The following is a 15748-nucleotide window of genomic DNA, read 5'->3' as shown; positions in this document are numbered from 1 at the left end:
CCCCCGCATGACCGAGAAAGCCGCGCTGACCCCCAGCACCCACACCACCCCGCCCGCGAAGTTCTCCCACGGCGTCCGCAAGGGCAACATCCTCCAGGTGGCCGGCCAGGTCGGCTTCCTCCCCCACGAGGAGGGCAAGGCCCCCACCCCCGCCGGGCCGACCCTGCGCGAGCAGACCCTCCAGACCTTCGCCAACGTCAAGGCGATCCTCGAAGAGGGCGGCGCGAGCTGGGACGACGTGATGATGATCCGCGTCTACCTCACCGACGTGGACCACTTCGCGGAGATGAACGAGATCTACAACGCGTACTTCGAGGAGCAGGGCCTCACCCAGCCGCCCGCCGCCCGCACGACCGTGTACGTCGGTCTGCCCGCCGGCCTCCTCGTCGAGATCGACGCGCTCGCCGTCCTCGGCTGACGCGTGCCCTTCGTGTAGGCGTCCGATAACGAAGTCGGGGCTGGCTGTGCCCGGCACAGGTTCGTCGACCATACTCCTGCGGTGTGGAGCAGCGTATAGGTTCGAGCAGCCAGCCCCTGGAAGGCGCCGGATTCGATCCGGCATTCATCCCCGGGCTCACCTCGCCCGCGTCCGGCCGGGAGGAGGACGCGAAGGCGAAGACGGAGGCACCGGAGGCACCGGAGGACGGAACGGCGCCCGAGGGGGAGGCCGAGGAGTCCCCCGAGGAGACCGGGGCCACCGGGGAGGCCCCGGAGCCCGCCCCCGACGGCCCCGTCTTCGAGGCGTCCGACCGCCGTGCCGAGGTCGTCGCCGACCACAGCGGTGTCCGGCTGCGGCTGGACGACCAGGAGTGCGAGTTCCGCTGGGACGAGATCGGCGCGGTGGAGACGGAGACCGGCCGCTTCGGCAAGCGGTACACGGTCACCGTCCACACCCCCGACCGCCGCTGGTACCCCCTCGAGATCGAGGCCGACTCCCGCGCCCGCTTCACCGAGTGGGACACCGCGCTGGACGCGGTCCTGGACGCGTACTTCGACGACGGCGCCGACACGCCCCCGGACGACTCCGAGGACACGGGGGACGCCGAGGCCCCGGAGGACACCGCGGACGCCGTGGACAAGGCGTCCTGAGCGCCGCTAGCCGCAGTACTGCCCCTCCTTCCCGATGGAGCGGTACATGCAGTCCGCGTTCTCCAGGAGCTGGAGCACGGCGTCCCGGTTGCGGGAGGTCTCCCGCTCGATGACCTCGTCGGGCGGGTAGAAGCCGCCGTTCCAGGAGGACGTCGGATACATCTCGAAGGTGTAGCCGAAGATCCTGTGCGCGCCCCAGAGGTAGTCGTCGATCGACCCGTCCGTGATGTACAGGTCGCTGGACTGCTGGGGCGTATAGCCGTTGCTCGCGGCCATCTTCCGGCCGACGGCCTCGAACGCGGCGTGGTCGTCGGCCGTCATGCCGGTCGTGGTGTCGGAGTAGGTGTAGCCGAAGGGCCACAGCACCAGTTCGCTGTACGTGTGGAAGTCGACGCCGGCCGTGATCTGCTGCACCCCGCCCACCACGCGGCTGCGCACGAAGTCGGCGACGACCTTCACCTCGGGCGCGGACTCGGGCGCGGAACCCCGGTAGGTCTCGGAGGACGTGGAGCCGGAGGAGCCGCCGCAGCAGCCCCAGCGGTAGTCCCAGTTGCGGTTGAGGTCGGTTCCGACGTACGACGAACCGGGGTTGGGCTGACGGTTCTTGCGCCAGGACCGGTAGGAGCCGGTGGCGATGTCGTACTCGCCGCCGTCCGGGTTGAGGTCGGGGACGATCCAGATCTCCCGCCCGTCGACCATGTCCGTGATGCGGGAGTCCTCGCCGTAGCCCGCGCCGAGTTCGCGCAGCAGGTACAGGGCCATCTCCACGGTGAGGTGCTCGCGGGCGTGCTGGTGGTGGGTGAAGAGGACCTCCGGCTCGTTCTCGTCGGTGGCCACGTTGTCGCTGATCTTGATGGCGACGATGTCCCGGCCCTGGTGGGACCGGCCGATCACCCGCTTGCTCATGATGGCCGGGTACGCGGCGAGCCGCTGGTCGATCTCCGCGTTCATCTCGGCGTAGTTGTGGTAGCGGGAGTCGCGCGAGGGGAAGTCGTACAGGCGCAGCCCGTCGGCGGGCGACGAGCGGTCCGGTGCCGCGCCGAGCGGGGTGACCTCGTAGCCCTGTCGCCGCAGTGCGCGGATCTGGTCGGCGCGTCCGGAGACGACCACGGTCTCCTCGTCCGCCTCGTCGACGGTGACGCCGGAGCGCTGGATGGCGGTGCGGGTCAGGGGCGTGGTGTGGCGGTGGATCTCGTACTGGCGGATGTCGTCGGCCGAGGGTGCCGGCCGGTCGGCGCTGTCGGCGCCGGCCTGGGTGGCCGTCAGGGACACGGGCGCGGCGAGGGCCAGGGCGAGGAGGGCGGCGAGCACGGCGGAGCGTCTGCCGCGGGTGCCAAGTCGCATGAAGTCTCCTTGTGGGAGGTGGGGGTTGTCCATGGCGACGTGCGTGGTGCGGTGCGGTCATCGTCGGCGGATGACATGATCAGGTCAAGCACTGGCGTCCGGTGTCCGGCGTCCGGTGTCCGGTCGGACACCCGACCGGACGCATCCGGTGAAGATCCCCGCACGCCCCCTTGTCCGGCCGGCACCCATCCGCTTTCTTGACCCCCATGGCGGACACCACGGGAAACACCCAGGACACCGGGGCGGCGGCGACCGCACCCGGCCCCCACCCGCGCAGATCCATGTGGCGCCACATCGGCCCCGGCATCGTCGTCGCCGCGACCGGTGTGGGCGCCGGCGACCTGGTCGCCACACTCATCGCCGGCAGCAACTTCGGCTACACGCTCCTGTGGGCCGCGGTCGTCGGCTGCCTGGTGAAGATCTCCCTGGCCGAGGCGTGCGGGCGGTGGCATCTGTCCACCGGCCGCACCCTCTTCGACGGCTGGGCGAGCATCGGCCGCTGGACGACGTGGTTCTTCGCCTTCTACGCGGTGATCTGGGGCTTCGTCTACGGCGCGGCGGCGATGTCGTCCAGCGCCCTGCCGCTGCAGGCGCTGTTCCCGGACGTGATGGGCCTCGAATGGTGGGGTATCGCCTGCGGCCTGGTCGGTCTGGCCTTCGTCTGGTTCAACAAGTACGCCGTCTTCGAGAAGGTCATGACGGTCCTGGTGGGCGTCATGTTCGTGGTGACCGTCTACCTGGCGATCCGGGTCACCCCCCACCTCGGCGACGCCTTCGCCGGTCTGCTGCCCGTCCTCCCGGACGAGAAGGACTCGGTCCTCAACACCCTCGGCCTGATCGGCGGCGTCGGCGGCACCATCACGCTCGCCGCGTACGGCTACTGGGTCAACGCCAAGGGGTGGACCGGCAGCGGCTGGATGAAGGTCATGCGGCTGGACAACCGGGTCGCCTACGCCACCACCGGCGTCTTCGTCGTCGCGATGCTGCTCGTCGGCGCCGAACTGCTGCACTCGGCGAACATCGCGATCGCGAGCGGCGACAAGGGGCTGATGCAGCTCGGCGACATCCTGGAGGAGCAGTACGGCTCGGCGACCGGCAAACTCTTCCTCATCGGGTTCTTCGCCACCTCCTTCACTTCCCTGATCGGCGTCTGGCACGGCGTGAGCCTGATGTTCGCCGACTTCCTGGCCCGGCAGCGCGGCGAGCGGGAGGCGAGGGGCGACGAGCTGGCCTCGGGGCGCCGCGAGCGCTCCTGGGCCTTCCGCGCCTATCTGCTCTGGCTCACCTTCCCGCCCATGATCCTGCTCTTCCAGGACGAGCCCTTCCGCCTGATCATCATCTACGGAGTCCTGGGCGCCGCCTTCATGCCGTTCCTCGCCCTCACCCTGATGTGGCTCCTCAACTCCTCCCGCACACCCCGTGAGTGGCGCAACGGCCCGCTCAGCAACACGATGCTCGCCCTCGCGGGCCTGCTGTTCCTCGTCCTGTGCGTGAAGCAGGTCTGGGACCAGCCGTGGTCGCGGTTCTTCTGACGGGCGGCCGGTGGGCGGGGACGCGGAAGCCCCGCCCACAGCACTGTGGACGGGGCTTCCGCGCCTCGCGCGCCGGTTCCGGCTACGGCAGGGAGTGCACGTGCGGGCCCACGGCGTTGGACCAGGCGTGGTTCGCCGTGGCGTCCCAGTTGGTGGACCAGGTCATCGCGCCGCGCAGCGACGGGTAGGTCTTCGACGGCTTGAACGAGCCGCACCCGGTGCCCTTGGTCAGGCAGTCCAGGGCGTTGTTGACGATGGACGGGGAGACATAGCCGCTGCCCGCGCCCCGGGTCGAGGCCGGCAGGCCGAGGCCCACCTGGGACGGGTCGAGGCCGCCCTCCAGCTGGATGCAGGCGAGCGCGGTCAGGAAGTCCACCGAGCCCTGGCTGTAGACCTTGCCGTCGCAGCCCAGCATCGAACCGCTGTTGTAGTACTGCATGTTGACGACGGTGAGGATGTCCTTCACGTTCAGCGCGGTACGGAAGTACGAGTTCGACGTCGACTGCATGTCGATGGTCTGCGGGGCCATGGTGAGGATCATCGACGGGCCCGCCTTCGCCGACAGGGAGCGCAGCGCCTGCGTCATGTAGGTGGCGTTGAGGCCGTTCTCCAGGTCGATGTCGACACCGTCGAAGCCGTACTCCTGCATCACGGCGTAGACCGAGTCGGCGAAGTTCGTCGCGGAGGCGGAGTCGTTCACCGAGACGGTGCCCTTCTCGCCGCCGACCGAGATGATGACCTTCTTCCCGGCCGCCTGCTTGGCGCGGACGTCCGCCTTGAACTGGTCGACGGTGTAGCCGTTCAGGCCGGCCGTGTCAAGGTTGAAGTCGACGGCGCCCGGTGTGCCGGTGGCGTCGGCGAAGGCGACCGCGATGATGTCGTACTGGGAGGAGACGTCCGAGATCCGCTGGACCGCGGCGCCGTTGTTGAAGTTCTGCCAGTAGCCGGTCACCGCGTGCTTGGGCAGGTCACCGCCCCCGCCGCCGTCGTTCTCCTTGGTCCGCGCGGAGACGGCCGCCGACTTGGGCGACTCGCCCGCCGCGTTGACCGCCGCGACCTGGAAGGAGTACGACGTCGAGGCCGCGAGCCCGGTCACCGTGGCCGAGGTGCCCGAGACCGCCGTCACCTTCGTACCGTCGCGGTAGATCGTGTAGCCCGTCGCGCCCGAGACCGCGTTCCAGGCCAGGGACACCGACGAGGAGGTCGTGCCGGAGACGCTGAGGCCGCCCGGGGTGCCCGGGACCGTCGGGTCCGGGTCGCCGCCGCCGCCCCCGTCGGGCCCGAACACCGACACGTCGTCCACGTAGTAGGCCGACTGGCCGTACCAGCCGTGGGTGTAGACCGTCACCGAGGTGGTGGAGGAGCCGGTGGTGAAGCTCGTCGACAGCTGCTTCCAGCTGCCGGAGTCCGGGGTCCAGGTGGACACGTCCGTCGTGCCGGTGCCGGTGACGCCCAGGTAGGCGTAGCCGCCCTGCACCCAGCTGCTCAGCCGGTACGTGGAGTTGGGCTTCACGGCGACGGTCTGGGAGCAGCGGGCGTTGTCCTGCGCGGCCGGGGTGGCCTTGAGCGCGGCCGTGCCGCCGTGCACGGGTGAGGAGACGGTGCTGCCGCTGCCGGCCGAACAGGTCCAGTTGCTCAGCCCTGATTCGAACCCGGCGTTCTTGGCGTTGTTGACGTCCGCCGCGGACGCCTGGCCCGCGCCGGCGAGGGGAAGGGCGAGGGCGAGGGCGGAGACGAGGGCTCCGGCCCAGACGCGTCTGCTGCGGCGGGGCGTTCCTGGTGCGCGGTCCACTGGGGCCTCCGGTGGGGGAAGTCGGGGAGGATGAAGCGACGGTGGGCCACCGTTGGGGGACCAAGGTGGTCCAGACCAATCTCCTTGTCAATAGGTCCAGACCGGAAATGCCGCTGCGGGGACGGGAGTAGGCCCGCCGGCGGCAGGGAAGCGTGGGGCCGAGGGGCCGGGGCGGGATCCGGCGTCAAACCGGTGCACGGAACCCACCCCACCGGGTCGGAACCGGGACCGGGGAGATGCTCAACCTGTCCCGATTTGAAGCACCTTGTGCACCAGGAGTTGCTGTTCGGCTACACAATCGCTGTTCTCCGGCCACAGACCCGCGGTTACAGTGCTCACGTAGTCACGCAGTGAAGTCGCCGGGGTGCGCTGGAGTAACACCCCGGAGGGCTGCCGGGTATGGGGAGAACGGGGAGCCGCGCGTGCCAACTGCCATTGCCGTGACCGGCGCCGACATGGCGTTACCGGCCCAGGACGAACGAACCCTGCCCGCGGTCGTGCTGCGGGACGTCGACACCCGCCCGCTGGAACAGGTCCTGACCGAGCTGCAACTGCTCATCGAGCAGCACGGCCACGTCATCGTCGTCTGCTCCCGCGCCACCCCCACCTCCGTCCAGCGGCGGCTGCACACCCTGCGCTGCCTCCTGGAGAGCGACCGCATAGCCCTCTTCCGCCCCGATCTGCCCCCGCTGGGACTGGCCGTCCTCGCCCGCCAGCTCCGCCAGCTCGCCTCCTGCGACCTCAGCCCCGGCGTGCTCGCCTCGGCCGGCCGCCTGCTGACCCACTACATCCACTCCGGGGCGCTGCTCGGCTCCGTCGCCCGGCTCGACCGCGTGCCCGTCAACCTCAAACAGCACGCGAAGTCCTGGATGCCCGGCAGCCAGTTCGCCGTCCTCGCCCACCCGCAGCCCCAACTGGTCCGCCTCGGTCCCGAAACCACCCTCGACGGACCCGAGTTCGGCACCTGGATGCTCGTCGCCAAGGGGCAGCTCCCGTCGGACTGGGTCACCGCGACGCTGGCCCCCGCCTGGAAGGTCCAGGGCCTGCGCGAGACACCGCTGCCCGCCGAGTCACCGGGCTGGTGGGGCACCGGCAAGGTCGTCGAGTTCTGCACCTACCTGCCCGACCTGTCCGTCCTGTACCAGCTGGTCACCTCCGTACGGCGCGGCACCTGCCACTGGTGCGGCATCGACGTCATCGGCGACCGGTGCGTCTTCTGCTCCGCCGTGCCACCCGCCCCCGAGGGCACACCCGCCCTCACCCACCGCACCTGACCCGTTCGTCCACCGCACCAGCCGGCCCGATGATCCCGATGAGGTTGTACGGTTCATGAACTCCCGTCAGCGCCGAGGCGTGATACTCCTGCTCCTGTCGGTCCTGTGCGCCCTCGGCGCGTTCGCCGGCGTGCTCTCCGTCATCAGCGACGTGAAGTCCAAGGTCGGCCCCGAGGTCACCGCGTACCGGGTGAAGTCCGACATCGCGCCCTACACCGCGCTCGGCACGGACCAGTTCGAGAAGATCGAGATGCCCGAGCGGTGGCTGTCGGAGAACGCCGTCACCGACCTCGACGACATCCGCGGCAAGATCGCCGTGACCACCCTGCGCAAGGGCTCACTGCTGCAGAACGACATGATCGTGAACCAGCCCGAACTCCAGCCGGGACAGCAGGAGGTCGCCATCATGATCGACGCGGCCACCGGGGTCGCCGGCAAGATCACACCGGGCTCGTCGGTCAACGTCTACGCCACCTTCGACGGCGAACGCGAGGGCGCACCCGCCCAGTCGAAGATCATCGTGACCAACGCCAAGGTCCTCGACGTGGGCCGGCTCACCGCCCTCCAGCCCGACGAGAACGACCGCGGCGGGCAGCCCACCGACGCCGTCCCCATCACCTTCGCGCTGTCCGCCATCGACGCCCAGCGCATCACCTACGCCGAGTCGTTCGCCCAGCGGGTCCGGCTCGCGCTGGTCGCCCCCGGAGGCGACACCACGGTCCCCGAGCAGGACCGGACGTACGAACTCGCGAAGGACAAGTGAGAGCCGCATGCCCACCAGGATCCTCCCGGCAGTCGGCGACGCGGACGCGGTCCGGTCCATCACCACACTGCTCAGCCAGCTCCCCGACGCCGAACCGGTGGCCCCGGTGGTCGACTCCACCCAGCTCATCGACACCCTCGCCCGCCTGGCCGCCGAGTCCGTCGACGAACTGCCCGAGGTCGTGGTGGTGCACGAGCGGATCGGCCCCGTCCCCGCACTGGAGCTGATCCGCGAGGTCGCCCTGCGCTTCCCCTCCGTCGGCGTCATCCTCGTCACCTCCGACGCGAGCCCCGGCCTCTTCCAGGCCGCCATGGACTACGGCGCCCGCGGCCTGGTCGCCCTCCCGCTCGGCTACGAGGAACTCGCCAGCCGCGTCCAGGCCGTCGCCCAGTGGTCGGTCGGCGTACGCCGCCACCTGGGCACCGGCGGCGACGTGTTCACCGGAGTCGGCGGCACCGTCGTCACCGTCAGCGGATCCAAGGGCGGCGTGGGCGCGACCCTCACCGCCGTCCAGCTCGCCCTCGCCGCCCAGGCCTCCGGCCGGCCGACCGCCCTGGTCGACATGGACCTCCAGACCGGCGACATCGCCTCCTACCTGGACGTCCAGTTCCGCAGGTCCGTCGTCGACCTCGCCGCGGTCACCGACATCTCCCCGCGCGTCCTGGCCGACGCCGTCTTCCGCCACGACACCGGCCTCGCCCTGCTGCTCGCCCCCGCCGAGGGCGAGCGCGGCGAGGAGGTCACCGACCGCGCCACCCGGCAGATCGTCAGCGCCCTGCGCTCCCGCTACGAGGTCGTCGTCATCGACTGCGGCGCCCAGCTCGGCGGGGCCGGCGCGGCGGCCGTGGAGATGGCCGACCGGGCCCTGCTGGTCACCACCCCCGACGTCATCGCCGTACGCGGCGCCAAGCGGGCGGTGCGGATGTGGGACCGGCTCCAGATCCGCAAGGCGGAGGAGACCACGATCGTCGTCAACCGGCACAGCCGCGGCACGGAGATCCAGCCACCGCTCATCCAGAGGATCACCGGCACGGCGGTGGCGGCCACCACGGTCCCCGCCCACTTCAAGGAACTCCAGGGCGTGGTGGACGCCGGCCGCGTCCACGAACTGGAGGCCAAGAGCACGGTGAAGCAGGCGCTGTGGGGCCTGGCCGGCGAACTCGGGCTGGTCAAGGCGGTCGAGGGCGCCCACAAGGGCGGCCGGCTGCGGGGCGACCGGGGGTCGGTGAGTTTCCGGAGGCGGAAGGAGACGGGGGAATGAGCAGACGTATCAGCGTGCGTGCGGCGTCGTTACGCGGTCGCCGGGACCGCGACCGGGGTCAGGTCACCGTCGAGTTCCTCGGCATGACCCCCACGATCCTGGTGACGCTGGTGGTGCTGTGGCAGCTCGTGCTCGTGGGATACACGTACACGCTCGCGGGGAATGCTGCGGACGAGGCGGTACGGGCGGCGACGGCGGCCGGGCGCGGGGCACGGCAGGGGGCCTGCCAGGACGCCGGTCTGGACAAGCTGTCGGGAGCGTGGGCGGGGGGAGCGACCGTGAACTGTGCGACGGCCGGCGGTTTCGTCACCGCCGACGTGACGCTGGCGGTCCCCATCCTCTTCCCGGGCACGGTCTCCTTCCCCTTCGACGTGGAGGGGCACGCGGGCGCGGTCGAGGAGGAGGACGACTGACATGCCGTACCGACACAGCCGCCACCGGCCCCACCAGGACCGCGACCGCGGTCAGGCGGCACTCGAGTACCTGGGCTTCCTCCCCATCCTGCTCATCGTCGGGATGGCCGTCGTCCAGCTCGGGCTGATCGCCTACACCGCCCAGCAGGCGGGCACCGCCGCGCGGGCGGGGGCGCGCAGCGCGTCGCTGGACCAGGGCGCCCAGGGGGCCTGCGCGGCGGCCGTCAGTTCCTGGCTGGCGGACGGCACCGCCTGTGTGCCGGTGCCGCTCGGCGAGGAGGTCACCGTGACCGCCACGGTGCAGATCCCGTCGATCGTCCCGGGCTGGGACTTTGACCCGGCCCGCAAGACCGCCACGATGCCGATGGACCGCTGAGGGGCCACGAACCGGGGACGAGGACCAGGGGCCGGGGCCGAGGACCAGGGACCGGGAACAGGAACAGGGACCGGAAACAGGAACAAGGGCCGGGAACGACAGGAACCGGGAACGACAGGAACCGGGAACAAGGACGAGGAGCGCGCGACTCATGAGCCTGCGGGCACGCATCAACTCCCCCGAGGAGTCGGCCGGACGGGGCGAGGACGGCCACCTGGTCGCCTCGTACCGCGCCAAGCTCCTGGAGGAGATCGACCTCGCGGAGATGAGCTCGCTGGCCGCGGCCGAACGCCGGGCCCGCCTGGAACGCGTCCTCGGCCACATCATCAGCCGCGAGGGCCCGGTCCTGTCGACCGTCGAACGCTCCCAGCTGATCCGCCGCGTCGTCGACGAGGCACTCGGCCTCGGCATCCTGGAACCGCTGCTGGAGGACGCGTCGATCACCGAGATCATGGTCAACGGCCCCGACGCGATCTTCGTCGAGCGCGGCGGCCGAGTGGAGCAGCTCCCGCTCCGCTTCGCCTCCAACGACCAGCTGATGCAGACGATCGAACGCATCGTCTCCACGGTGAACCGCCGCGTCGACGAGGCCAACCCCATGGTCGACGCCCGTCTCCCCTCCGGCGAGCGCGTCAACGTCATCATCCCGCCGCTGTCCCTGACCGGCGCCACGCTCACCATCCGCCGCTTCCCGCGCTCCTTCACCCTCCAGGAACTCATCGGCCTCGGCTCCCTCGACGAGCACATGCTGTACCTGCTGGCGGGACTGGTCCAGGCACGCTTCAACATCATCGTGTCGGGCGCGACCGGCACCGGTAAGACGACCCTCCTCAACGCCCTCTCCGGCCTGATTCCGGAGGGCGAGCGCATCATCACCATCGAGGACTCCGCCGAACTCCAGCTCCAGCAGCCCCACGTCATCCGCCTGGAGTCCCGCCCGCCGAACGTCGAGGGCAAGGGCAAGGTCACCATCCGCGACCTGGTCCGCAACTCCCTGCGCATGCGCCCCGACCGCATCGTCGTCGGTGAGGTCCGCGGCGGCGAGTCCCTCGATATGCTCCAGGCCATGTCGACCGGCCACGACGGCTCCCTCGCCACCGTGCACGCCAACAGCGCCGAGGACGCCCTGATGCGGCTCCAGACCCTCGCCTCCATGTCCGACGTGGAAATCCCCTTCGTCGCGCTGCACGACCAGATCAACAGCGCCGTCGACGTGCTCGTCCAGCTCACCCGCTTCGCCGACGGCGCCCGCCGCATCACCGAGATCGCCCTGCTGGAGAGCCACGGCGGAGAGCCGTACCGGCTGGCCACGGTCGCCCGCTTCCACGCCCGGCCGATGGCCGCCGACGGCCGCGTCCACGGCGCCTTCGACCACTACCCCCTGCCGCGCCGCACCGCCGACCGCCTCTACATGGCGAGCCAGCCCGTCCCGCAGGCGTTCGGCATCGCCCAGTCCGCCGACCAGCTCGCCACCCGAGAAGCCAGGTAGGAACCGTCCCCATGGATCTGCAGAACCTGATCACGCTGACCACCGGCATCACACTGCTGACCTGTGTCCTCGCGGTCGTCGGTGTGCATTCCTACGCCTCCGGCAGGGCGCAGCGCCAGGCACTGGTGGACCGCCTGTCGGCCACCGGTCAGATCCCGATCGCCGGCCGCCGCCGCCACTTCCCCACCCTGGACCGCCGCCTGCGCCGCACCAGGCTCGGCAAGAAGCTCGAACTGCGGCTGCTGGCCACCGGCCTGGACGTCACCCCCGGTGAGTTCTTCGCCGCCATGCTCGCCGGCGTCGCCGGCCTCTGGCTGATCGGCCAGGCCACCCTCGCCCCCTTCTTCGGCCCGATCGCCGGCCTGCTCGGCATCGGGGCGGCGGTGCAGTTCCTCAACTGGCAGCGGCAGAAGCGCATCGAGAAGTTCATCAACCAACTCCCCGAGCTGGCCCGCATCCTCGCCAACGCCACCCAGGCCGGCCTGGCGCTCCGTACCGCCATCGGCATGGCGGCGGAGGAGCTCGAAGCCCCTGCAGGCGAGGAACTGGCGAAGGTGGCCAACCAGTTGGCCGTGGGCGCCTCCATGGACGACGCGCTCGGCGAACTCGCCGACCGCCTGCCCTCCCGCGAGCTGGTCGTCCTGGTCACCACGCTGGTGCTCTCCAACCGGGCGGGCGGCCAGGTGGTGAGCGCGCTCAGGAACCTGACGGAGACGCTGGAGGAGAGGAAGGAGACGAGGCGCGAGGTCCGCACCCAGCTCTCCCAGGTCAGCATGACCTCGTACGCCGTTCCCGTCCTCGGTGTCGGCTCGTTGTTCCTGATGAACGGAGTGAAGGACGGCGCCCTCGAACGCATGACCGGCTCCCCGGCGGGACAGGCCGCGGTGATCATCGCCTTCGGGCTGTACGCCGTCGGGTTCGTCCTCATCCGCCGGCTGTCCCGCATCGACGTCTGACCGGAGAGGAGGCTGACTGCCATGGGACTTCTGCTCGCCCTGCTGATGGGCCTCGGAGTGTGGGGCGTCTTCGCCGGCATCCGCATGTACCGGGCCGAGGCGAAACTCCCCGGCGACCTGATGCTCGCCCTGGAGGTCGGTTCCACCCGCACCGGCGCGGTCGACTCCCTCGTCGACCGCATGGGCATGCGCTACGCGCCCGCCGTGCTGCGCCTCATGGGCCCGGGACGGGTCGCCAAGTACCGCAGGAAGATCGACCTGGCGGGCAACCCCGGCGGCCTCACCATCGACCGCTACGCCGCCCGCCGCGCGGTCTACGGCGCCCTGGGCGGGATCGGCTTCCTGGTGTTCCTCATGCGCGGCCAGCTCTTCGTGGCGCTGCTGCTGCTCGCCTTCGGGGCGTTCTGGACGGAGGTCGGCATCTGGTCGGCGATCCGCATCCGCAAGGACGTCATCGAGCGGACGCTGCCGGACTTCCTGGACGTGCTGGCGGTGGTGGTGAGCGCGGGCCTCGGCTTCCGGCAGGCCCTGGACCGGGTGTCGATGAAGTACGAGGGCCCCTGGGCGGACGAACTGCGCATCACGCTCCGCCAGATGGACCTGGGCATGAGCCGCAGGCAGGCGTTCGCGGAACTGCGCCGCCGCAACGACTCCGAGCAGGTGGCGATGTTCGTGACGGCGTTGCAGCAGGGGGAGGAGCTGGGCGCGCCGATCGTGGACACGCTGGTGTCGCTGGCCAAGGACATGCGCCGTACGGACGCGCAGAACGCCCGCCGGAAGGCGGCCCGCGCGGTCCCCAAGGCCACGATGATGATCACGACGTTCATGGTTCCGGCCACGATGATCCTCCTCGGCGCCGGCCTGATCCTCGGCTCCGGCACCGACTTCGGCACCATCACGGGCGAGTAGGACGGGGGCAGGGCGCGATGACGACGACGAGGGAACGCACGCGGCTGCTGCGCCGCCCGCCGGCGAAACCGTCGGAGATCACCACCCCGCCGGCGGGCACGGTCCTCCCCCCGTACGCCCGCACGGGCGCCCCCGACATCCCGGTGACCTCGGCGACCCCGGCCCTGCCCCCGGGCTGGGAACCGGCAGGCGGCCTGCCCGGACCCGCAGCCGCCGACGGCGCCGAGCCCCCAGAGGCGCACGGAGCCGCAGCCGCCGATGGTGCCGAGCCCCCACAGGGGCCACCCGCACCTGACAACGAATCCCGCACGGGTGGTGCGGGTGGAAACCCCCATCCGGCCGCAGGCCGGACGCACCCCCCACAACCCGCACCGAGCGTCCAGATCCAAGCCAACGCCCTCCAAGCCCTCTGCCGCCAGGCGTTCGGCTTCAGGTTGGCGATGATCGCCGTAGCAGCGCCCTCAGCCCTGCTGAACGCGGGCCCAGGCTGGGGCACCCGCCTCGTCGCCACCGCAGTGATCGTCACCTTCATGGCGTCCTACATCCTCTTCCGCGACTGGGAACGCTTCGGCCCCCTCCTCCTGCGCCACCCCACCCTGCTGGCCGTGGACACCCTCTTCGGAGCCCTGCTCCTGATCTCCGCGGGCCCGGACACCACCCTCGCCTACGTGAGTGTCTGCACGCCCCTCCTCGCCGGCCTGGTCTACGGCTGGCGGGGCGCCGCCGTCTTCGCGTCCCTCCAGGGTCTGATCCTCCTGCTGGTCTACGCGACCCTGGAGGACCCGCACACGGACCTGGCACAGACCCTGCTCCTCCCAGGCCTCTGTGTGATCGCCGGAGCCGTCGGCTCCAGCCTCCGCAAGCTGATGCTCCGCCTGGGCCAGGCGACCCAGGCCCTGACCACGATCCAGGCCCGCCTGGCGGTGACCGAGGCGGTCAGCGCGGAACGCGCCCGACTGGCCCGGGAAATGCACGACTCGGTGGCCAAGACGCTCCACGGAGTGGCCCTGGCGGCGGACAGCCTGGCCGAAGCCACGTCGGGCGCCGCGCGCAACGACCCGGACCTGGTCAGACAACAGGCGGAACTGGTGGCCCGCTCGGCCCGCAGGGCCGCCGCCGAATCCCGCGAACTCCTCGCCGACCTCCGCCGCGAGTCGGACCCGGACCAGGGCACCGACGTCCTCGTCGAACTGGCGGCACGCACACGGGACTTCAGCAAGCGCACGGGGCTGCCGACCGCGTACGGCCCGACCGGCGAGCACACGGTCCCCCCTGTCCCGCCGGCGGTGGCCCGCCAGCTCCTCACGATCGCCCAGGAGGCCCTGGAGAACGCCCACCGGCACGCGAAACCCACCAGGGTCGACGTCCGCGCGGGCGTCCACGGAGACCTCCTCCGCATCAGCGTCTACGACGACGGCGCCGGCCTCCCGCCCGGCACGGACCTCGAACACCTCCGCAGGGCGGGCCACTTCGGCCTGGTGGGCATGGTCGAACGGGCGGCGTCGGTCGGCGCCCGCATCCGCATAGGCCGGGGCAACCTCCTCCAGGGCACCGAGGTCCGCCTGGAACTCCCGCTCGCGGCGGTGACGCCGACAACCACGACGGAGACCACGCCATGACGACAGCGCCGAACCCCTTCCAGAACGTCCCCCCGCCCGCTTCCCTCCGGGTGGTGGTGGCGGACGACAACCCGGTGGTCCGCGCCGGCCTGACCGCCCTCCTCACCGGCCGCGAGGACATCACGGTCGTCGCGGAGGCGGCGGACGGCCGGGAAGCCTACGAGGCCGCCCGCACCCACCGCCCCGACGTCGTCCTCCTGGACGTCCGCATGCCCGGAGTGGACGGCATCTCGGCCCTTCCCCACCTGGTCGGCCTCGCCCCGGTCGTGATGCTGACGTACAGCAGGGAATCGGAGATCGTCCGGGAGGCGCTGCGCAGGGGAGCGGGCGGCTACCTGGTCCACGGCGAGTTCACGGCGGACCAGCTGGTCTCGGCGGTGCGCGACATCAAGGAGGGCCGGCCCCACTTCACACCGACAGCGGCGGGAGCGTTGCTCGCGCAACTCCGCCAGGGCCCGGGAACGGGGCAGCCGCTACCAGAGGGACTCGGCGCAACGCACGCAACGCCCCGTCACCCAACCGGAGTCGGTCTCCCCCACATCCCGCCCCCGCCTACTTCTGCGGAAAACCTTTCGCAACTGCAACCGGATGTGGCACAGTCGTCGTCTGGGTGGACAAGTGGCCGCCCGGCCGCTCCCGACCGGTCCGGGTTCCGACTGAGCACGAGGGAGGCAGAGATCATGGACCTCATCGCATCCGGCATGAACAACCAGCAGATCGCCGCCACGTGCTTCATCAGCGAGAAGACGGTCAAGAACCACATCAACCGCATCTTCGCGAAGCTCCACAGCACGAGCCGTTCCGAGGCCGCGGCGAAGTGGCTGGGCACGGCGCCCGGTTCGGGACGAGGGGTGGGGTGAATTCCGGTGAGGACGCGTGAGGAGAGGCGGTGGGTCCGCGATTGGGCCCGGGTTTGGGCCCTGGGACCCTC

The 15748-nt window shown here is 70.9% G+C and carries 15 protein-coding genes; 13 read left to right on the top strand and 2 right to left on the bottom strand.

Features of this window, described 5'->3' with window-relative positions; genetic code table 11:
• Nucleotides 1–7 precede the first annotated feature (7 nt).
• The gene (locus tag ACZ434_RS05045) at nt 8–418 is read left to right on the top strand and encodes a RidA family protein (protein WP_468451953.1); all 411 of its coding nucleotides are present in this window, start codon (nt 8–10) and stop codon (nt 416–418) included.
• A gap of 83 nt (nt 419–501) precedes the next feature.
• Nucleotides 502–1089, top strand: coding sequence for a hypothetical protein (locus ACZ434_RS05040; RefSeq protein WP_468451951.1), 588 nt, complete (start codon nt 502–504; stop codon nt 1087–1089).
• Between the two features lie 6 nt (nt 1090–1095).
• On the opposite strand, the gene ACZ434_RS05035 is transcribed toward ACZ434_RS05040, so the two are convergent.
• Entirely contained in the window at nt 1096–2433 is a 1338-nt protein-coding gene (locus ACZ434_RS05035; protein ID WP_468451949.1) for a M14 family metallopeptidase, read from the bottom strand.
• 206 nt (nt 2434–2639) lie between these two features.
• Here ACZ434_RS05035 and ACZ434_RS05030 point away from each other — a divergent pair, with 206 nt between their 5' ends.
• On the top strand, nt 2640–3965 hold the full coding sequence (locus tag ACZ434_RS05030) for an Nramp family divalent metal transporter (RefSeq protein WP_468451947.1): 1326 nt from the start codon (nt 2640–2642) through the stop codon (nt 3963–3965).
• Nucleotides 3966–4047: 82 nt separating this feature from the next.
• Here ACZ434_RS05030 and ACZ434_RS05025 read toward each other — a convergent pair whose 3' ends face one another.
• Nucleotides 4048–5757 (bottom strand): chitinase, encoded by a 1710-nt coding sequence (locus ACZ434_RS05025; protein WP_468451945.1) that lies wholly within the window; start codon nt 5755–5757, stop codon nt 4048–4050.
• Between the two features lie 440 nt (nt 5758–6197).
• Here ACZ434_RS05025 and ACZ434_RS05020 point away from each other — a divergent pair, with 440 nt between their 5' ends.
• From ACZ434_RS05020 to ACZ434_RS04975, 10 genes are all read left to right on the top strand, one after another.
• Nucleotides 6198–7031, top strand: a complete 834-nt coding sequence (locus tag ACZ434_RS05020) for a hypothetical protein (RefSeq protein WP_468452889.1) — start codon at nt 6198–6200, stop codon at nt 7029–7031.
• A gap of 55 nt (nt 7032–7086) precedes the next feature.
• Complete coding sequence (gene cpaB / locus ACZ434_RS05015; protein ID WP_468451943.1) at nt 7087–7794, top strand: Flp pilus assembly protein CpaB; 708 nt, start codon at nt 7087–7089, stop codon at nt 7792–7794.
• Between the two features lie 7 nt (nt 7795–7801).
• Nucleotides 7802–9055, top strand: coding sequence for an AAA family ATPase (locus tag ACZ434_RS05010; protein ID WP_468451941.1), 1254 nt, complete (start codon nt 7802–7804; stop codon nt 9053–9055).
• The gene (locus tag ACZ434_RS05005) at nt 9052–9468 is read left to right on the top strand and encodes a TadE/TadG family type IV pilus assembly protein (RefSeq protein ID WP_468451939.1); all 417 of its coding nucleotides are present in this window, start codon (nt 9052–9054) and stop codon (nt 9466–9468) included. Before ACZ434_RS05010 ends, ACZ434_RS05005 begins: the two co-directional genes overlap by 4 nt.
• 1 nt (nt 9469) lies before the next feature.
• Nucleotides 9470–9844: a TadE/TadG family type IV pilus assembly protein gene (locus tag ACZ434_RS05000; RefSeq protein WP_468451937.1), complete on the top strand. Its 375-nt coding sequence runs from the start codon at nt 9470–9472 to the stop codon at nt 9842–9844.
• Between the two features lie 151 nt (nt 9845–9995).
• Complete coding sequence (locus ACZ434_RS04995; RefSeq protein WP_468451935.1) at nt 9996–11333, top strand: CpaF family protein; 1338 nt, start codon at nt 9996–9998, stop codon at nt 11331–11333.
• A gap of 11 nt (nt 11334–11344) precedes the next feature.
• Entirely contained in the window at nt 11345–12289 is a 945-nt protein-coding gene (locus ACZ434_RS04990; RefSeq protein WP_468451934.1) for a type II secretion system F family protein, read from the top strand.
• A gap of 21 nt (nt 12290–12310) precedes the next feature.
• The gene (locus tag ACZ434_RS04985) at nt 12311–13198 is read left to right on the top strand and encodes a DUF5936 domain-containing protein (RefSeq protein ID WP_468451932.1); all 888 of its coding nucleotides are present in this window, start codon (nt 12311–12313) and stop codon (nt 13196–13198) included.
• Between the two features lie 17 nt (nt 13199–13215).
• Nucleotides 13216–14817, top strand: a complete 1602-nt coding sequence (locus tag ACZ434_RS04980; RefSeq protein WP_468451931.1) for a sensor histidine kinase — start codon at nt 13216–13218, stop codon at nt 14815–14817.
• Nucleotides 14814–15677 (top strand): response regulator, encoded by an 864-nt coding sequence (locus tag ACZ434_RS04975; RefSeq protein WP_468451929.1) that lies wholly within the window; start codon nt 14814–14816, stop codon nt 15675–15677. The genes ACZ434_RS04980 and ACZ434_RS04975 overlap by 4 nt, the downstream gene beginning before the upstream one ends.
• Nucleotides 15678–15748 lie beyond the last annotated feature (71 nt).

The sequence above is a fragment of the Streptomyces sp. NPDC030893 genome, from assembly GCF_055571535.1.
Note: the sequence above shows the minus strand (reverse complement) of the source record. Positions and strands in the feature narration are given on the sequence as shown.